15 protein-coding genes and 1 pseudogene are annotated in these 15,218 nt (G+C 68.4%); 11 read left to right on the top strand and 5 right to left on the bottom strand.

Annotated elements, in window-relative coordinates; genetic code table 11:
• Window positions 1-3: 3 nt before the first annotated feature.
• The 3 genes from AB0H86_RS08025 to AB0H86_RS08015 all read right to left on the bottom strand — a co-directional run bounded on the left by AB0H86_RS08025 (window position 4) and on the right by AB0H86_RS08015 (window position 3,188).
• On the bottom strand, window positions 4-537 hold the full coding sequence (locus tag AB0H86_RS08025) for a GNAT family N-acetyltransferase (protein WP_362434381.1): 534 nt from the start codon (window positions 535-537) through the stop codon (window positions 4-6).
• A 346-nt stretch (window positions 538-883) separates the two neighbouring features.
• Window positions 884-1,822, bottom strand: a complete 939-nt coding sequence (locus AB0H86_RS08020) for a TauD/TfdA family dioxygenase (protein WP_362434379.1) — start codon at window positions 1,820-1,822, stop codon at window positions 884-886.
• A 595-nt stretch (window positions 1,823-2,417) separates the two neighbouring features.
• Window positions 2,418-3,188 carry a ZIP family zinc transporter gene (locus AB0H86_RS08015; protein WP_362434376.1) on the bottom strand — a complete coding sequence of 257 codons (771 nt, stop codon included), beginning with the start codon at window positions 3,186-3,188 and terminating at the stop codon, window positions 2,418-2,420.
• 557 nt (window positions 3,189-3,745) lie between these two features.
• Here AB0H86_RS08015 and AB0H86_RS08010 point away from each other — a divergent pair.
• From AB0H86_RS08010 to AB0H86_RS08000, 3 genes and pseudogenes are all read left to right on the top strand, one after another.
• Window positions 3,746-4,279 (top strand): AAA family ATPase, encoded by a 534-nt coding sequence (locus AB0H86_RS08010; protein WP_362435238.1) that lies wholly within the window; start codon window positions 3,746-3,748, stop codon window positions 4,277-4,279.
• A 388-nt stretch (window positions 4,280-4,667) separates the two neighbouring features.
• Window positions 4,668-5,156 (top strand): carboxymuconolactone decarboxylase family protein, encoded by a 489-nt coding sequence (locus AB0H86_RS08005; RefSeq protein WP_362434374.1) that lies wholly within the window; start codon window positions 4,668-4,670, stop codon window positions 5,154-5,156.
• Window positions 5,157-5,219: 63 nt separating this feature from the next.
• Window positions 5,220-5,396, top strand: a pseudogene (locus tag AB0H86_RS08000) (transposase); the annotation flags it as partial.
• Window positions 5,397-5,510: 114 nt separating this feature from the next.
• Here AB0H86_RS08000 and AB0H86_RS07995 read toward each other — a convergent pair.
• Together AB0H86_RS07995 and AB0H86_RS07990 are read right to left on the bottom strand one after the other, a co-directional pair.
• Window positions 5,511-6,416, bottom strand: a complete 906-nt coding sequence (locus AB0H86_RS07995) for a hypothetical protein (RefSeq protein WP_362434372.1) — start codon at window positions 6,414-6,416, stop codon at window positions 5,511-5,513.
• Between the two features lie 175 nt (window positions 6,417-6,591).
• Window positions 6,592-6,930, bottom strand: a complete 339-nt coding sequence (locus tag AB0H86_RS07990) for a transposase (protein WP_362434369.1) — start codon at window positions 6,928-6,930, stop codon at window positions 6,592-6,594.
• A gap of 188 nt (window positions 6,931-7,118) precedes the next feature.
• Between AB0H86_RS07990 and AB0H86_RS07985 the strand changes: the two genes are divergently transcribed.
• From AB0H86_RS07985 to AB0H86_RS07950, 8 genes are all read left to right on the top strand, one after another.
• Window positions 7,119-9,332: a helix-turn-helix transcriptional regulator gene (locus tag AB0H86_RS07985; protein ID WP_362434367.1), complete on the top strand. Its 2,214-nt coding sequence runs from the start codon at window positions 7,119-7,121 to the stop codon at window positions 9,330-9,332.
• A 10-nt stretch (window positions 9,333-9,342) separates the two neighbouring features.
• Window positions 9,343-9,897: an XRE family transcriptional regulator gene (locus AB0H86_RS07980; protein WP_362434365.1), complete on the top strand. Its 555-nt coding sequence runs from the start codon at window positions 9,343-9,345 to the stop codon at window positions 9,895-9,897.
• 420 nt (window positions 9,898-10,317) lie between these two features.
• A complete protein-coding gene (locus AB0H86_RS07975) occupies window positions 10,318-11,118 on the top strand; it encodes a hypothetical protein (RefSeq protein WP_362434362.1) in 801 nt (266 codons plus the stop codon).
• 142 nt (window positions 11,119-11,260) lie between these two features.
• The gene (locus tag AB0H86_RS07970) at window positions 11,261-11,485 is read left to right on the top strand and encodes a hypothetical protein (RefSeq protein ID WP_362434359.1); all 225 of its coding nucleotides are present in this window, start codon (window positions 11,261-11,263) and stop codon (window positions 11,483-11,485) included.
• Between the two features lie 546 nt (window positions 11,486-12,031).
• Window positions 12,032-12,628, top strand: a complete 597-nt coding sequence (locus AB0H86_RS07965) for a hypothetical protein (RefSeq protein WP_362434356.1) — start codon at window positions 12,032-12,034, stop codon at window positions 12,626-12,628.
• A 31-nt stretch (window positions 12,629-12,659) separates the two neighbouring features.
• On the top strand, window positions 12,660-12,995 hold the full coding sequence (locus AB0H86_RS07960; protein ID WP_362434354.1) for a transcriptional regulator: 336 nt from the start codon (window positions 12,660-12,662) through the stop codon (window positions 12,993-12,995).
• A 356-nt stretch (window positions 12,996-13,351) separates the two neighbouring features.
• Entirely contained in the window at window positions 13,352-13,726 is a 375-nt protein-coding gene (locus tag AB0H86_RS07955) for a VOC family protein (protein WP_362434351.1), read from the top strand.
• A gap of 481 nt (window positions 13,727-14,207) precedes the next feature.
• Window positions 14,208-15,056 (top strand): alpha/beta hydrolase-fold protein, encoded by an 849-nt coding sequence (locus AB0H86_RS07950; RefSeq protein WP_362434349.1) that lies wholly within the window; start codon window positions 14,208-14,210, stop codon window positions 15,054-15,056.
• The last annotated feature ends 162 nt before the right edge of the window (window positions 15,057-15,218 follow it).

Raw genomic sequence — 15,218 nt, 5'->3', positions numbered from 1 at the left:
CGATCACTGTGACAACGAGCCCGAAGCCATCGACACTGACCCGGCCGCCCAGGTGTACTCGAGCTCAGGCAGCGCAAAACCCTGCTCGAACAGGCAGACGCGCTCGTCGGTACGGAGAGCGCCGTGTCGCTCGTAGAAGGCAATGGCGCGTGCATTGGCGCGCAGTACCTCCAGATAGACATCCCGCCCGGGATGCTCGGTGGCAGCCCACGCGAGAGAGTGTCGGAGCAGTCGGCCTCCGATGCCGGAACCAGTACGGCCCGGCCGGGCATGCAAATTGTCCAGAAGGATGCGGCCGTCGGGGCGCGGAACGAGGTACGCGAAACCGTCCATCTCGCCTCCGCTCACGGCCACAAACAGTCCTGCAGCCGGCTGCGGCTCGAGAATTCGTCCGTGCCATAGCGCCAGCCGGTCCTCGAACAGGGGGCCGCCCAAGAAACTACTCGGCATAATCCCTGCATATGCCGTACGCCAACTCTCCGCGTGAAGCGCCGCGATCTGCTCCACATCGCCCCGCACACCCGTTCTGATCTCCATGTCGACGAGCCTCGCGTATGGCCTCGGCGTTGTCACATCTGTAGGCCTCAACCGTCGATGAGAGATCACTTTGAAGACACCCCCAAGCGCGGATGTGCCGAAAGTCGCGGCATCAGGCTGGTGCGAGCCGCGCATGCTGAGCCGCTTCTCCGGCAGCTCCATCCCTCAAGCAAGTAGCCACCAAGACCTGCACTTCAGCAGGTGCACTGGTGGTGCTCGATAGTGCTCGATGGTGGGATGGCAGGGGATGGCCTGGTCCAGGCTAACGAGCTCAAGGACCCGGAGCATCGATTCCTGGGCGTCGGCCATACGCAGCCACCCCTGGTTGCCCTGCCCGGCGGTCGGGTCAGTGGGGACGGTCGCCGGCGATGGCGACCCGTTCCGCGACGCGGCGCTGGGAGCCGTAGTCGTTGACGGCGTAGTGCTGGGTGGCGCGGTTGTCCCAGAACGCGATGTCGCCGGGCTGCCAGCGGAAACGCACCTGGTACTCGGGGACGTGCGCCTGCTGGAACAGCAGGCGCAGCAGCCGGTCGCTCTCGTCGCGGTCCATACCGGTGATGCGGGTGGTGAACGAGGTGTTGACGAACAGCATGCGCCGTCCGGTGTCGGGATGCGTGCGCACGACGGGGTGTTCCACGGGCGGGAACAGGTCCTGGAAGGGGGCGAGCCGGTCGGGAGCGTAGAAGCGGGCGAAGCCGGGGATGAAGTCGTGCACGGCACGGGCGTCGCCGACGCGGTCTTTCACCTCTTGGGGGAGGTTGTCGTAGGCGGCGGCCATGTCCGTCCACATCGTGTCGCCGCCGAACGGCGGCACCTCGCGCAGTTGCAGCACGGCACCGAGTGCGGGGCGCTCACGGAAGGTGACGTCGGTGTGCCAGACGTTCTCGAAGGTCGGGGTGGTGCCGCCGCTCTTGTCGAACCGGACCACGTCCTCGCTCGCACCGGCGGCCAGCAGCGGATTGGTCTCCAGCTCGCCCCAGTTGCGGGCGAAGGACCGCTGCTGGTCGCTGGTGAGGTGCTGGGAGCGGAAGAAGAGGACCTTCCACTCCAGCAGGGCGCGGTTCAGCTCATCGCGCAAGTGGGGCGTGAGCGGGCGCGAGAGGTCGACGCCACTGATCTCGGCGCCGATCGTGCGGGCCTGCGGGACGACGTCGAACTGTTCGTAGGGCCGCTCCTCCCACCCGTCGGGCAGCCGGCGCAGGATGCGCGTGCCCTCGTAGATCCCGTCGCCCGGGATGCGTGCGTCGCGAAGTATGGCTGCCGGTCCGGCGGCCGTGGCGGTCATGGAGATGTCTCCTTCGGGTCGGCCCGATCACGAAAGGCGTGGACACGGACCTGATCAGGGGGTGCGTGGATACGAACAAGGTGACCCGTCCGTGAGCGCAGGGTTCTCGGCCGGGACGGCTGTCGGCAGGAGGCGGTACGCGTCCGGCAGGTCGGGGCCGGCAGGTCGGGGACGAAAGACGCTCTGTGTTGTCCGCGCCGAGGGGCGCCGACGCGCTCGTGGTGTGCGGCGAGCAGAGGGCTCAGCGGCAGCCGGTCATCGACCGGAGCGTTCACACCCGGTTCGATCGGGGCAACAGAGGTGCTCCGGTGTCGAGTCGAACCAGGAGGTGGTCATGGGAGGAGTGTGTGATCTTCTCCCCGCCGCTGTCAATGGTGCCGGGCCCCGGCTGCATCGGAGGCGGTCCGGCTGCGGTCCCTGTATGGCTGGGACCGTGATCCCGGGGTAGGCGGGCTGTGCTGGTGGGGAAAGCGGCGCAGTGCCTGGGGAGGTCGGCGCCGCTTTCCTGCCGTCCTGTACGTGAGAAAGGAAACGCACCCGCCCGGGCGTCCGGCGGGGCGCAGGAGGCGCGCGTCCCGGCCCCGTACCTCAGCGGTCAGGTGTGGGAGAGGGCGAAGGAGACGAGGAAGCCGCTGACGGTGATCAGTCCGATGGCCAGGTGGGCGTCGTTGAACGCTTCGGGGATCATCGTGTCGGCGATCATGGCGAGGATCGCCCCGGCCGCCACTGCGGTCACCGCGGCGATCACGGCGGGGGAGAAGGAACCGACCACGGTGTAACCGAGGACGGCCGACACCGTACTGGCCGCGGCGATCGCCGCCCAGACACCGAAGACGTACCTCTTGGTGCGGCCGGCCTTCTTCATCCCGGCCGAACTGGACAGCCCCTCGGGGACGTTGCTGATGAACACCGCGGCCACCGTCACCAGACTGACCGCCCCGCCGTCGAGCAGGCTGACGCCGATCACCGCGGATTCCGGCACCCCGTCGAGCAGAGCGCCGAGCGCGAGCGCCGTCCCGGACCCGCCCTGCTCGGCCTCCGAGGGCTGCGCCTGCGCTGAGGCACCACCAGAGCGCTTGCGGTGGCGGGCACCCCGGCGGGCCAACCACACGTTGCCGCCCGTGTAGGCCACGGCGCCGATGAGAGTGCCGACGGCCGCGGGAGCAAGCCCCGCCTCCTCATATGCCTCCCCGACCAGCTCGAAGGACACCGCTGAGATCAGCACCCCGGCCCCGAAGGCCATCACCGTCGCGATCACCTTCTGCGGCACCCGCAGCCCGTACCCCAGCGCGGCACCGAGCAACAGCGCCGAGCCCGCCACCAGTCCCCATAGTCCAGCTAGTCCAGCTTCCACCACTTCAGCCATGCCGACCCGTCTACCCGCTTTGGATGTGGATCAACGGCGACCGGCGCGGCATACGCCCTGGTTACTACTTCACCCCAGGCTGAGCAGGAGTGGTCGACGGCCTGGAGCGCGATGTCCTTGGCCTCTTCCACGGCGCCGGGGTCGCTGTGGAAGAGCAGCAGTGGCCCAAGCCGGCCGACGAACCAGCATCACCGGTGAGCACCGCGCCCGCCATCGTCCGCGCCTTGACGGGCTCCGTCCCGCCCATCGCAAGCGCCGTGGTCACGGCGGCAGGCCGCGGTTAATTGTGCGCCTGGGGTGAGGCTGGCGATCTGGTGGTGGCAGGAGAGCGCGGTAGAAGCCCTGGGGCCGCGACCGCCACCACCGCGGCACCATACGTCGCTGATACTGCACCCCGCGCGGGCGGATGGCTGACCATGCCACCGCTCGGGCACGTGAGACAGCCTCGCGTCCGGTGCCTGCCATGGCCGGGCGCGAGGCCGACGTGAGGCATGACGGTCAGGTATCAACGAAAACCCCTGGCAGTGTCACCGGCCCTCGCTATGGTGACCGCCGTGATGGTGGGCACCGAACAAACGCGGCTGGTCGTGCTGCGCGGCAACAGCGCCTCGGGCAAGTCGTCCGTCGCGGCCGGCCTGCGTGAGAGGTTCGGCCGCGGCCTGGCCCTGGTCGGGCAGGACAACCTCCGCCGCATCGTGCTCCGCGAACGCGACCGTCCAGGGGCCGCGAACATCGGCCTGATCGACCTGACGGCCCGCTACGCCCTGGACGCCGGGTATCACGTCGTCGTCGAAGGCATCCTGTACGCCGACCGCTACGGCGACATGCTCACCCTGCTGCGCGCCGACCACCGCGGCCCGAGCCACAGTTACTACCTGGACGTGCCGTTCGCCGAAACCCTCGCCCGGCACGCCACCAAGCCGATCTGCGATGACGTCAACGAGACCCAACTGCGCGACTGGTACCGGCCGCGCGATCTGCTGCCCGGCGGCATCGAGACCGTCATCGGCGCGGACAGTGCCCTGCACGAGACCGTCGGCCGCATCATGCTCGACACCGGCCTGGCCCACCTGCCCGCACTGGACCGCTGACCTAGGCCTGGTCGCGGAACTGCGGCCGCCGCGGCCGACCCGAAGGTCACGCACGGGCAGCTTGCCGTAGTCCTGCACGGTGCGCTGCCGCACTGGAGTCGACCAGCCGCGCGGCATCCGAGAACGGGCGGGGCCTGCGCCTCGCCCTGGACGGCGTCCTGGACCTGGTCGTGCGCGCGACGGCAGACCGGCACGAGGAAGCGGCCAGCGGTTAGGTGACTGAGTCCGATGTCTGCGCCGGCCGCAATCATGGCCGTAGGGCGTCCGCTGGGGTTGTCACCAGTCCGGAGCACGCCAGAGAACCTCTCCGCATTCCTGTCACATCTGCGTGCGCCGTTCCGTCAGTGCTGTGGAGACGCCAACCAGGCCGAAGCGAAGGAGAGCAGCCATGACGAACACCTCCATCTCCCGGATGCCCAACCCGGCCGAGTTCGTGCCCGAGCTGAACGACATCAGCGCCGCCCTCTTCCGGGCCACGGGCAACCACTCGGTGCCGCGCACCACGATGAACCTCGTCCACCTGCGCGCGGGGCAGATTGTCGGCAACACCTACCTGACGATCCTGAACACCGGCTTCCTGCGCAAGGCCGGGGAGTCCGAGGAGCGCATCACCGCCGTCTCCTCCTGGCAGGACGAGCTGTACTTCACCGATGCCGAGCGCGCCGCCCTAGCCTTGGTGGAGGCCACCCTCCAGCCCGCCCCGCACGGCAAGGAGCGCGTCTCCGACGAGCTGTATGCCGAGGTGGCGGAGCACTACGACGAGAAGGCGCTGGCCACCCTGACCATCGCGATCGGCCAGATCAACTTCTTCATCGCCCTGGCAGTCATCGGCAAGCCGCAGCCCGTCAGCTCCCTCGCGGACGAGCAGTGGGACTGACCTGTCCGTCAGCGGGGTCGGACGATCCGGCGACGCGGGGCCACATAGTCGTCGATGAACTGCATCCGCGCTCACCTGCTCTGCCCGGCCCGTGTTCCCCAACCCCGTGGTATTGGACCCGGACGGCAACCCGGCGCCAAGAACCGCCGCCCGGCACCCCGCTACGACGTGGGCAAGACCGTCAAGCGTCCAGAAACCCTCAAAGCCATCGGCCGGCCCGGAAGATCAAGAACAAGCTAAGTAGCCCCGTGGCCCAGGTGCCGCACAACGCGACCCGGCCCGGGCCCCGCTCCTCGAGAGGACCAGGGCCCGGGCCGGGCGGTGTGGCTGTGGCTGTGTGTCAGGACGTGGGGATCAGACCCGGGTGAGGCGGACCGCCACCGTCTCGCTGACCGTTACCGGCTGGTCGTAGTCCGGGTCCGTCGCCGTCGCGCGGCCCTCGACCTCGACGTCCCCCTTCTGGAAGGGGACCGAACCGGTGGGTACGGCCGCACCGGTCCAGGTGATTGGGGCGCCCGGGGTGCAGGACACCGACGTGGAGAAGGAACCGCGGATGAGGTCCCGCTTCTTCACCTGCGTGACGTTGCCCGCCACGGTCACCTGCACCGGCTTGTTGCAGCTCACCGTGCCGTGGAAGGTGGCCTTGCCGTTGAGGGAGCTCGCGGTGCCGTCCAGGGCGATGTCGAGGCCCAGGCCGAGTTCGGCCGGCGGGGGCGGGTTCTCGATGTGGACCTCGCCGCGCGCGGCCGGGGTGCCTCCCTCGCAGTGCTGCACGAAGGTGGCGTCGAGCTCCTTCACGTAGCCTTGGGGGCCGAACTCCACTGCGGAGATGGTGAAGGTGCCGGTGAGCTGGTTGCAGCCGCGGCCGTTGCCGCTGAGCGACAGGCCCGGTTCGGTCCCGTCATTGAACGGGTAGCGGGTGGCTCCCGTGTAGGTCCCGGCCGTCAGGGCCTTGCCGGACGGCGCCGCGAGGTTCAGGGTCCACCAGTCGCCGTTCGCTCCGTCGACGGAGACGGTGACCACCCCGTTGTCGGTGTTGCCCGAGACGTTCATGCGGTCCTGGGACGCCGTCGCGTAGGCGTAGGACTGGCCGCCGCTGATGTAGTCGTCCTCGTCGCCGCTGAAGCTGAAGGAGCCCCCGGTGACCGGCAGGGCGTGCGCTTCGGTGCCGGAGAGCATGCCGGTGGTGCCGGTGGCCATGGTCAGCGCGAGGGTGGCGGTGGCACGGGCCAGGACGCGTCTGGGCAGGCTGAGGTTCATGGATGTTCCCCCTGGTGAGATGACGTATGCCCCGTCCACCGACGTGATGCTTCCGCGTGCGCGTTCGCACGCTTGTCCGCATGTTTCCGTCGGTGAGGCGAGTCTGCCAACCAGAAGGATGTGCGACAACTGTGTTTCAGGTGTGATGAGTTGATGTTTCAGCCAACACCAGGTGTCAGCGTCGTAAGTCGGGCAGGCGTGGCCTCCGTGCCTCAGGCCGCCGTGTAACCGAGATGCGAGCCGGCGAATTCTGCCGCAAGGAGTTGTCTTCAAGTGTCGCGCCCACGTCGGGAGTGATGCGGGGGGTTGCTGGTGGGATCGGACGATGGTGGAGTCGACCGACGCCAGTCAGTCGATGTCCCCGGCCGCAGCGACCCGTGCCTGGGCGGGGCCGGAGTATCCGCTCGAACGTGCCGTCCATGGCCCACCGGCGGAAAGGGGTGTGGAGCGTGGCCCACGGCCCGTACCGCTCGGGCACGTTCCGCCAGGCCGTCCCTGCGCGGGACTTCCACACGATCCCGTTGGCACCTTGCGGTCATCCTGCCGCTTCCGCCCCCGCAGCGACGCGGGCGGAAACGGCCGGACGAACTCCCCCTCTGCATCGGACAGTTCATGGCGACGACCCAAACGCACACGGTGCCCGTACGCGTTCGGTACGCGAAACGTGCGCTTCACGCTAGGGTCGGAGGCAGGAGGTTCCGTATGTCCGAGCTGTTCGACGCGGTCGACGCGCTGGTCGCGTCCCGTTCCCCGTTGCCGCCCCCGGCGGAGCGCAGGCGGCTGCGCCAGGCGCACGGCCTGACGCTGGACGAGGTGGCCGCCGCACTGCAGGTGCGGCGGGCGACGGTCAGCGGCTGGGAGGCCGGTAAGACCGAGCCGCGGTTGCCGGAGCGCGACGCCTACGCCCGCATGCTCAAGCAGCTCGCCCAGCTCTACCCCGCCGACCCCAACGCCGCGGTTCCCGCGGCGGACACGGCGGTCCCCGAGACGCCTGCCGTTGCGGCCGCTCCTGCGCCACCGGTAGCTGAACCTGCCCAAGCCCACACCGGCACCACAGACCCAACTGCGGAACCTGCGAACACCGCACGCCGCCCCGCCGCCCCTGCCGCTGTACCGCGGCCGGCGGCCACGACCAGGCCGACGTCGCGCCGCCAGGGCGAGAGAAAGCCCGTCCCGGCGGTCGGCACCGACCCGCGGTTCGAGAACGGGCCGTTGGCGGTCGTCGACGTCGAGGACGGGCAGGTGCTGGCGTACTGCACCGGCGGCCTGGTCCTGGATGTGCCCGCCAAGTCGATCCCGGCCCTGGTGGACTGGACCCTGCGCGAGGCGAAGCTGGGGCAGCCGAAGTTGTCCGGGCCGGGCAAGGATGCCGATCCGCTGCTCGTGCTGACCGAGGCCGCCTGCGAGCGCTATGGCCTGCCGATCGCCCTCACAGATGAGGAGCGGCTCGCCGGGCGAATCCCGGAAGGCCACAAGGTCATCAAGCAACTGGCCCGCGCGGACTGGCAGCTGACGAAGCGCGGCTTCGGGCCATGGGCAAGGATCTACCGCCCCGCGCAGGGGTCGGAGCGTTCCTGCGTACAGCTGTGCATCCCGTCCTGGCAGGCGTTGGACACCCGCCACTGGGGCGAGGCCGGGCAGTTTCCGCCCGCCGAACTCGCCCAGCTGCTCGGTACGTACGCGTCGAGGGTGATGACGCCGCGCGGCTCCACCGCCGTGACAGGCCTGGAGCTGATGACCGCCCTGCACCCGCCGACCCGCGCCTCCGAGCCGGACGCCGACGGCAAGCGGCACTCCGAGCACAATCCCGGCTCGCTGGGGAAGGACCCGGTGGACTGCGCACCGTGCGAGGCCCCCGACGGGCACCCGCTGCTCGCCGACCTGCCGCGCTTCCACCAGCGCACCCCGGCGGAGGTCCTCGTGGAGGAGGCGTACGACTGGGCGCGCCCGCTCACTGACGCCGAATGCCTGCGCCGCAACCTGGTGGGCATCGACGTGAACATGGCCTTCGCCGCCGGCGCGAACGGCCTCACGGTCGGCCTCAGTGCGCCGACGTACGTCAAGCAGCCGGTGTTCGACCCCAAACTGCCCGGCTCCTGGCTGGTCGACCTGAGCCACGTTGACCTGTCCCGTGTGAAGGTCGGCAAGGAGTGGGCGGACCTGGACGGCGAGCTGCTGCCCAGTCCGTTCACGCCGAAGGGCGAGTGCACGACGGGGCCGGCCTGGTACGCGACGCCGACCGTGGCGTACGCGGTGGAGCTCGGCTACGAGGTCGCGCCGGTCGAGGCGTGGGTGCGCTACGACAACGGGCGTTACCTGGACGGCTGGTACAACCGGCTGCGCGACGCGTACATCGCCACGATGGCCGACCTCGGGGTGGGCGCCGATCTGTCGCCGGAGGAGTTCCTGACGGCGATGGACGGCTACCGTCAGCGCGACCCTCAGTTGGCGATCGTGGTGTCCGCGATCAAGGCGACGGTGAAGGGCGGCATCGGCAAACTGCGCGAACGCCCGCGCGGGGAGGGCTGGAAGCCCGGGCAGCCGTGGCGGGCTCTGTCCCGGCCGACGTGGCGCCCGGACATCCGCGCCGCGGTCATCGCCCGCACGCGGATCAACATGCACCGCAAGATCGTCAAGCATGCAGCCTTCACCGGGCAGTACCCGGTCGCGATCCTGTCCGACTGCGCCGTGTACGCGGCCGACGGGCCGTCGCCGCTGGACTTCCTGCCCTACAGGGACGGCAAGCCCCTGCCGGGCGGCTTCAAGCTCGGCGTGAACCCCGGGCTGATCAAGTGGGAGGGAACCCAGAGCGTGCTGTGGGGCGAGGGCGTCCGCGAGCAGTTCGACGCCCCGGAGCTCAACCTCGCCCGGTACATCAAGGACGGCACTGTCACCGACCAGGACACCGGGGAGTAGGTAGACCACGATGAGCATGTTCGGGGACGGCCTGGACGCCGCGGTGCAGAAGGCGTTCACCCGCCCGGTGCCGAAGTCGGCCGGCGCGCAGATGCGGTACCTGGTCAAGCAGTACAAGGGCACCAAGGTAGTTGCCCAGATGCTCCGAGTCTCGCAGCGGACAGTGGAACGGTACGTGAAGGACCAGATCAAGAAGCCCCGTAAGGACCTCGCGGAGCGCCTGGAACGCGAGGTGAGGAAGCTCTGGCAGCCGCAGATCCGGGCCAAGGCCAAGCAGACCGCGGCCACCACGGGCGGCATCGTCATCGACACCCGCGCCCGCTTCGGCTTCACCGCCGCCCCCGGCACGACCGACGATGCCCGGCTGCGCCACCTCACCCTCGCCCTCCCGCCCCATCATGCAGCCCGCCTCTTCGATGCTCGGGAAGCCGGCGCCACAGAGGACCAGTTGCGCCAGATCGCGGCCGAGGCCCTGGGTGAGGTCTACTTCCGTGACAGCGGCCGTCGCGCCCACGGCCTGGAAGTGGAGTTCACCGACCTGGAACACCTGGAGTTCGACCTCTGATCCACGGCGCGGGCCCCGGACCAGCCGGGTGTGGAACGACCTCCCCAGGGTCAGAGCAGTGCCTGAAGGACGCTCAGAGGGCCGCCTGCGGCCTCGTGTTGTGGATGCTGGTGGAACGGGGCCAGGGGCGCGAAGCGGGCTCGGCGGCCGGAAGAGCGAGGCGGTCGGTCGGGTCCGCCGTAGTGCCGGGACGGCGGCGGCAGGGCATGCGGGTTGCGGAGCTGAGGTGTACCCCCATCCCAAACAGTAGTTATCCCAGTTGACCTTTCACCTGGGCCTCTCACCTGGATCTGCCACATGGACCTTTCATCAGGCACTCTCAAACACCCGCTGGAACGTCCGTGATCAGTAGCTGGTGCGTCAGCTCCCAGGGAGCTGAATCGTTTGGGGTTGGAGGCTCAACTGGCTACCGTCTGATGCATGAAGACGACGAGGCCCGCCAAGCGGGACATGCAGGAGACGACCGCGACTGGGCGGGATACGCGTACGGCGGTCCTCACCCGTTCGATCCGGGCCAACGTGCCTCTGCGCAAGACCTTCGTTCAGGCGAACAAGGGGGCCGCCAGCCGCCATGGGCCCCTGAAGGACTTCGTGACCGGGAGGGACCTGCGGGGCCTGAAGGCCTACCTGATCATCGTGGCCGCGTGCAGCAACGGGGACAACGGCTGGTCGACCACGCACGACAGCGCGGTGTGGGCCCGGCTGATGGACATCCACGAGACCGCGACCGACCAGTCCGCCCGTACCGGTGCCTGGCGGGCCCTGCGCCGACTGCAGGCGCGCAAGCTAATCGAATGCGGCCGCAGCGGGACCATGATCACGGTCACACTCCTGCGTGAGGACGGCAGCGGGAAGCCCTACGACCGCCCCGTGGGCGACAAGGAGGAGAACCGCTTCCTGCAGATCCCGACCACGTTCTGGACGCTGGGCCGTGACGAGGACCTGGACCTGCCGGGCCTGGCCCTGTTCTTGGTCGTCGCCCGCGAGAAGAACTGGTCGACCTTCCCCGCGGAGAAAGCCCCCGAGTGGTACGGCTGGTCCCCTGACACCCACGAACGCGGGCTGAAGAAGCTCGTCGCCCTCGGGCTCGTCGAGCGACACGAGCACCGCACCAAAGCCCCGCTCTCCCCGCTCGGCTTCACCATGGCCCACCAGTACCAGCGCACCGCCATCACACGGCCGCGCAAGCCCAGGAAGACGGCCGCGATCGCTGGGCGGTGATCCCGGTCGACTTGCGGCCCTAACCCCGCTGTCTCGCACTCTGCTGTCCGCCTGGCACCCCGTGACGCAAAGGGGTGCGGGCGTCTCATGCTCCGCGTTCCGCCTGCGGACCGTCCGCAAGCATCCCAGGGAGGGAACCCTCATGCCCACCACCGACCAGTCCCAGCAGCCGCCGGCCACGCAGCCCTCGGGCACGGACCCCGTGCTGCTCCTGGTGCTGGGGATCGTCATCGTCCTGGTCCTGGGCGCCACGCTCTACCTGTGCCTGGTCCACCCCTCGTTGACCGGGCCGATCGGGGCGGTAGGCGGGGTGGCCTCGGCGCTGATTGCCGCGTTCGCCGTGGCGTTCGCCCTCCGCCGGCGCTGACGACCGGCGGGCTGGGCCGCTGCGATTGTCAACAGGAAACCTCTTCGGGGTTTTGGCCGCCGGAACCGCAACGCGAAGAAGGATATGAGCAGTTGCGCGCTGCCATCGGCAGGGAGAAGGAGAACAGTTCTCCGACGCGCTGCCTACCGTGCACGAGCTCGTCAGATTCGCGCCTGCGAGGTCAGCACGGCGTGCTTGCGGCGACGCGCTGCCGATTGGCAACCTCACCGCGGTCCACCTCGCGTCGGCGGACCGCTGGATCCGCCTTGATGCCCGCGGCAACAAAGGAGGGCCTCGACGCCCGCTTCTTCCTGGACGGCGAACACCTGGCCTGGCCGGTGGACCCGTCGCAGGGGCGAGAACGACTACCCGCTGGTCCGCGCGTCCCCGCGCCCAACCGTCGTGTCAGCCCTGGCCACCGCCCGCCTGGGCGTCGCGGGCTACGACGGCCTCCCGACGGAACTGAGGTTTGCCGTGCAAACCAGTTGGCAACGTGCCGCCTCGAACGTATGGTTTGCAGGACAGACCAGTTTGGGAGGGGCGGCAATGGAACGCAGGAGTCTGGAGTCAACGGCGGCGATCTACTACTACCTGAGAGGCCTTCTCTCGATCCCGGTAGGCGCCGTGATCATCCTCGCGGGGCTCGGCAACCTGAAATGGGGCCCACTGCGCCACGCCTGGGTGTTCATCGGCTTCCTACTGGCGGCTGCGGCGGCATACCTGCTCATCACCCGCTACTACAACGAGAACTACGGGCGGGTCACCCTGTCCACAAGGGCCCAGACCAAGGGCGCCGTCGCCACCGCCGTCAGCGCGGTGGTGGTCGCCGGAGGGGTGCAGGCGGACTGGTCCCTCGATCTGCCGCTCAGCCTCACCGCGGCCTCGTTCGCCCTGATCATGGTGGTCTACTACGCCGTCGGCGTAGGGCTGAGGGCGCACCACACGATCATCTGCGGCGCTCTCCTGGCATCCGGCCTCGTACCCGTCTGGGGCGGTGTGGGAGCGGACATCAAGATCAATCTAGGCCTGATCCTGACGGGGGCGGCCACCTTCGCGACGGGGATCTTCGACCACCGCGCCCTCAACCGCGCCTTCGGGCCCGCCGAGGAGCAGACCGCCGGGAACAGCAATGCCCAGGTCTGAAATCTCGGAGTCTGAAGTCTCCAGGTCTGTCATGTCGAGGGCTGGGAACGAGGAGCTGATCCTCGATCGCCTGATCCACGAACCGGGCCGGTTGGCGATCCTGACGGTGTTGTCCTCCGTGAAAACCTGCGACTTCGTATTCCTCCAACGCGCGACAAGGCTCACCAAGGGGAATCTCTCCAGCCACCTGTCGAAGCTGGAGGAAGCGGGCCTGGTCAAGATCGAGAAGGCCTTCGTACACAAGAAGCCCAAGACGAGCGTCACCCTGACGGCGGTCGGGAGAGAACGCATCGCCCATCACTGGGATCAGTTGGAGCGCTTGAGGAACTTCTCCGAGGAATCCATCCAGGAACCCGGCCTGGAATAGGGCCTCGCCCACTTCACCAACGTCATGAAGTGGGCTGCCGAGCGGTCACTCGGCAGCCCACGGACGAAAGACGCACAACCACGCCCACGGGCGCGCGCGGTGTCGTCGGGAGGGCCGGCGGCTGCGGCGACGGTCTCGGGATACGCCCCCGTCAAATCACCGCCGGAGCGGGACCGGATCAACACACGGTCGCCGGACCACCGGACCACGAGTGCACCGGACCACGAGTGTCCGGTAACCGTCCCACTTCACTAGCGTTGGTGAACGTCCACGAGCACTGCCCGGCGTCACGTCGATCATGGGGTGGCGAGGTACACAGATGCGTGAGGACGCATGTCAGGGGCAAGCCTGGAGGCATGACAACAACGCTTGGTGCTTTTGTTCTCGGCACTCCCGATCCTCCCGCGCTGGCGGACTTCTACCGGGCCCTGCTCGGCTGGCAGGAAGTCGACCGCGAGCCGGAGTGGGTCCGCCTGAAGGCCCCAGATCAGGAACGCCCCAGCCTCAGCTTCCAGTTGGAGAGCGATCACACGCATCCAACGTGGCCGCAGCGGCCGGGTACTCAGCAGATGCAAGCCCACCTGGACCTACAAGTCGACGACCTGGAAGCGGAGACCGAACGCGCTTGCGCCCTGGGCGCGACGCTGCAGGAGTACCAGCCTCAGAAGGACGTGCGGGTCCTTTGTGACCCTCACGGCCATCCGTTCTGCCTCTTCCTTCCGGGCGCCTAATGCCGGCGGCCCGCATCGGGGCAGCAACTGGCGGCCGAGACCGCACTAGTGAGTTCGACACGCCAGATCGCAGCCCCTGGAAGTGGATGATGTGGAAGCCGTGTCCCTAGAGCCATCCGCGGACAGCGGACAGCGGAATTGGGCAAATGGACGCGACGGAACCGGGCACGAGTCAGACTCATGCCACTCGGCCCTCAGGTGAGGCCTGCCCTTGCCGCATAGGTGTGACTGAGCGCTTCAGTTGGCCACCCTGAGCGTCGCAGCTGGCCGCAGGGCACCCTTCCTGCCGGCCTTTCGGAGCAGGAAGCCGGAAGCCCCCGGTCCTCGCCCGTCTCCTGGACAACGCCCTCCTTGAGTACGCCGACAAGCTCGCCGAGCACATCGACTCTGAACGGCCTCGACGAACCGCTGTGACCAGCACTTTCACAACAGACCCTAAACCCATTTGAGGCAGGTCCCGATCTCTCCTAGGTTGGTCCGCGTGACGATCGAGGTGCCCTACCAGCCGCTTCCGATTCACCAGTCAGACGTTCGCTACGCCCACGGCCCCGACTCTGCTGTACAGCCCGGCGTGCCCTCTGGCGAGACGGTCGAGTTCGACTGGAACGACAGCGCGATTTATCCCGGCACGTCCCGGAAGTTTTGGGTCCACGTACCAGCGAGTTACACCCCTTCCAAACCAGCCTCGCTCATGGTGTTCCAGGACGGATGGTGGTACCTGGACCCCGCAGGTGAGGTGCGCGGCGCGATCGTCCTGGACAACCTCATGCACCGGGGGGACATCCCGGTCACCATCGGCGTGTTCGTCGACCCCGGTATCTTCCCCGACGCCGAGGATCCGAAGAACCGCAACACCGAGTACGACGCATTCGACGATCGGTACGTCAGTTTCCTCCTTGGCGAGATCATCTCCGAGGTCGGCAAGCACTACTCGATCGCCGAGGACCCCGATCAGTGGGGCATCTGCGGTGGCAGCAGCGGCGGCAACTGCGCCTTCACCGCAGCATGGCTACGCCCCGACAAGTTCCGCCGGGTCACCGCGTTCCTGTCCAGCTTCACGCAGATGCCCGGCGGCAACCCCTACCCCGAACTCATTCCCCGCGTCCCCAGCAAGCCGCTGCGTATCTTCCTCCAAGCGGGCCATCGCGACCTGCACTGGAACGAGCCTGAGAGGAATTGGCTCGCCAACAACCTGCGCGTGGCGGCCGCGCTCGCGGAAACCGGCTACGACTTCCGCCTGGTTTTGGGCGACGGCGGTCACAGCCCCAACCACGGCGGCGTCCTGCTCCCCGATGCCCTCCGCTGGTTGTGGCGGTCGAATGAGGTCTGAGCGCTGCCAGGCATTGATCAACCCCTGAGCACCAGGGCGGCCAAGGGGCGCTTTGGGCGCCCCAGTTGACCACTCTGAGCGTATTAGTTGGCCGGAGGGTAGCGACCGGTTCAGGCGGCTGATGCGGTTTTCGCGGCGGGAAAGTTCGTCGCAGGCACAGCC

The sequence above is a fragment of the Streptomyces sp. NPDC050997 genome (genome assembly GCF_040660135.1).
Lineage (GTDB): Bacteria > Actinomycetota > Actinomycetes > Streptomycetales > Streptomycetaceae > Streptomyces.
This window is presented reverse-complemented; position numbering and strand designations above follow the sequence as displayed.

Coding starts and splice junctions, on each gene's coding strand:
- AB0H86_RS07975 (WP_362434362.1), top strand. CDS start 10,318: ATGAAGACGACGAGGCCCGCCAAGCGGGACATGCAGGAGACGACCGCG.
- AB0H86_RS07970 (WP_362434359.1), top strand. CDS start 11,261: ATGCCCACCACCGACCAGTCCCAGCAGCCGCCGGCCACGCAGCCCTCG.
- AB0H86_RS07965 (WP_362434356.1), top strand. CDS start 12,032: ATGGAACGCAGGAGTCTGGAGTCAACGGCGGCGATCTACTACTACCTG.
- AB0H86_RS07955 (WP_362434351.1), top strand. CDS start 13,352: ATGACAACAACGCTTGGTGCTTTTGTTCTCGGCACTCCCGATCCTCCC.
- AB0H86_RS07980 (WP_362434365.1), top strand. CDS start 9,343: ATGAGCATGTTCGGGGACGGCCTGGACGCCGCGGTGCAGAAGGCGTTC.
- AB0H86_RS07985 (WP_362434367.1), top strand. CDS start 7,119: ATGTCCGAGCTGTTCGACGCGGTCGACGCGCTGGTCGCGTCCCGTTCC.
- AB0H86_RS07960 (WP_362434354.1), top strand. CDS start 12,660: ATGTCGAGGGCTGGGAACGAGGAGCTGATCCTCGATCGCCTGATCCAC.
- AB0H86_RS08005 (WP_362434374.1), top strand. CDS start 4,668: ATGACGAACACCTCCATCTCCCGGATGCCCAACCCGGCCGAGTTCGTG.
- AB0H86_RS08025 (WP_362434381.1), bottom strand. CDS start 537: ATGGAGATCAGAACGGGTGTGCGGGGCGATGTGGAGCAGATCGCGGCG.
- AB0H86_RS07995 (WP_362434372.1), bottom strand. CDS start 6,416: ATGAACCTCAGCCTGCCCAGACGCGTCCTGGCCCGTGCCACCGCCACC.
- AB0H86_RS08020 (WP_362434379.1), bottom strand. CDS start 1,822: ATGACCGCCACGGCCGCCGGACCGGCAGCCATACTTCGCGACGCACGC.
- AB0H86_RS08010 (WP_362435238.1), top strand. CDS start 3,746: ATGGTGGGCACCGAACAAACGCGGCTGGTCGTGCTGCGCGGCAACAGC.
- AB0H86_RS08015 (WP_362434376.1), bottom strand. CDS start 3,188: ATGGCTGAAGTGGTGGAAGCTGGACTAGCTGGACTATGGGGACTGGTG.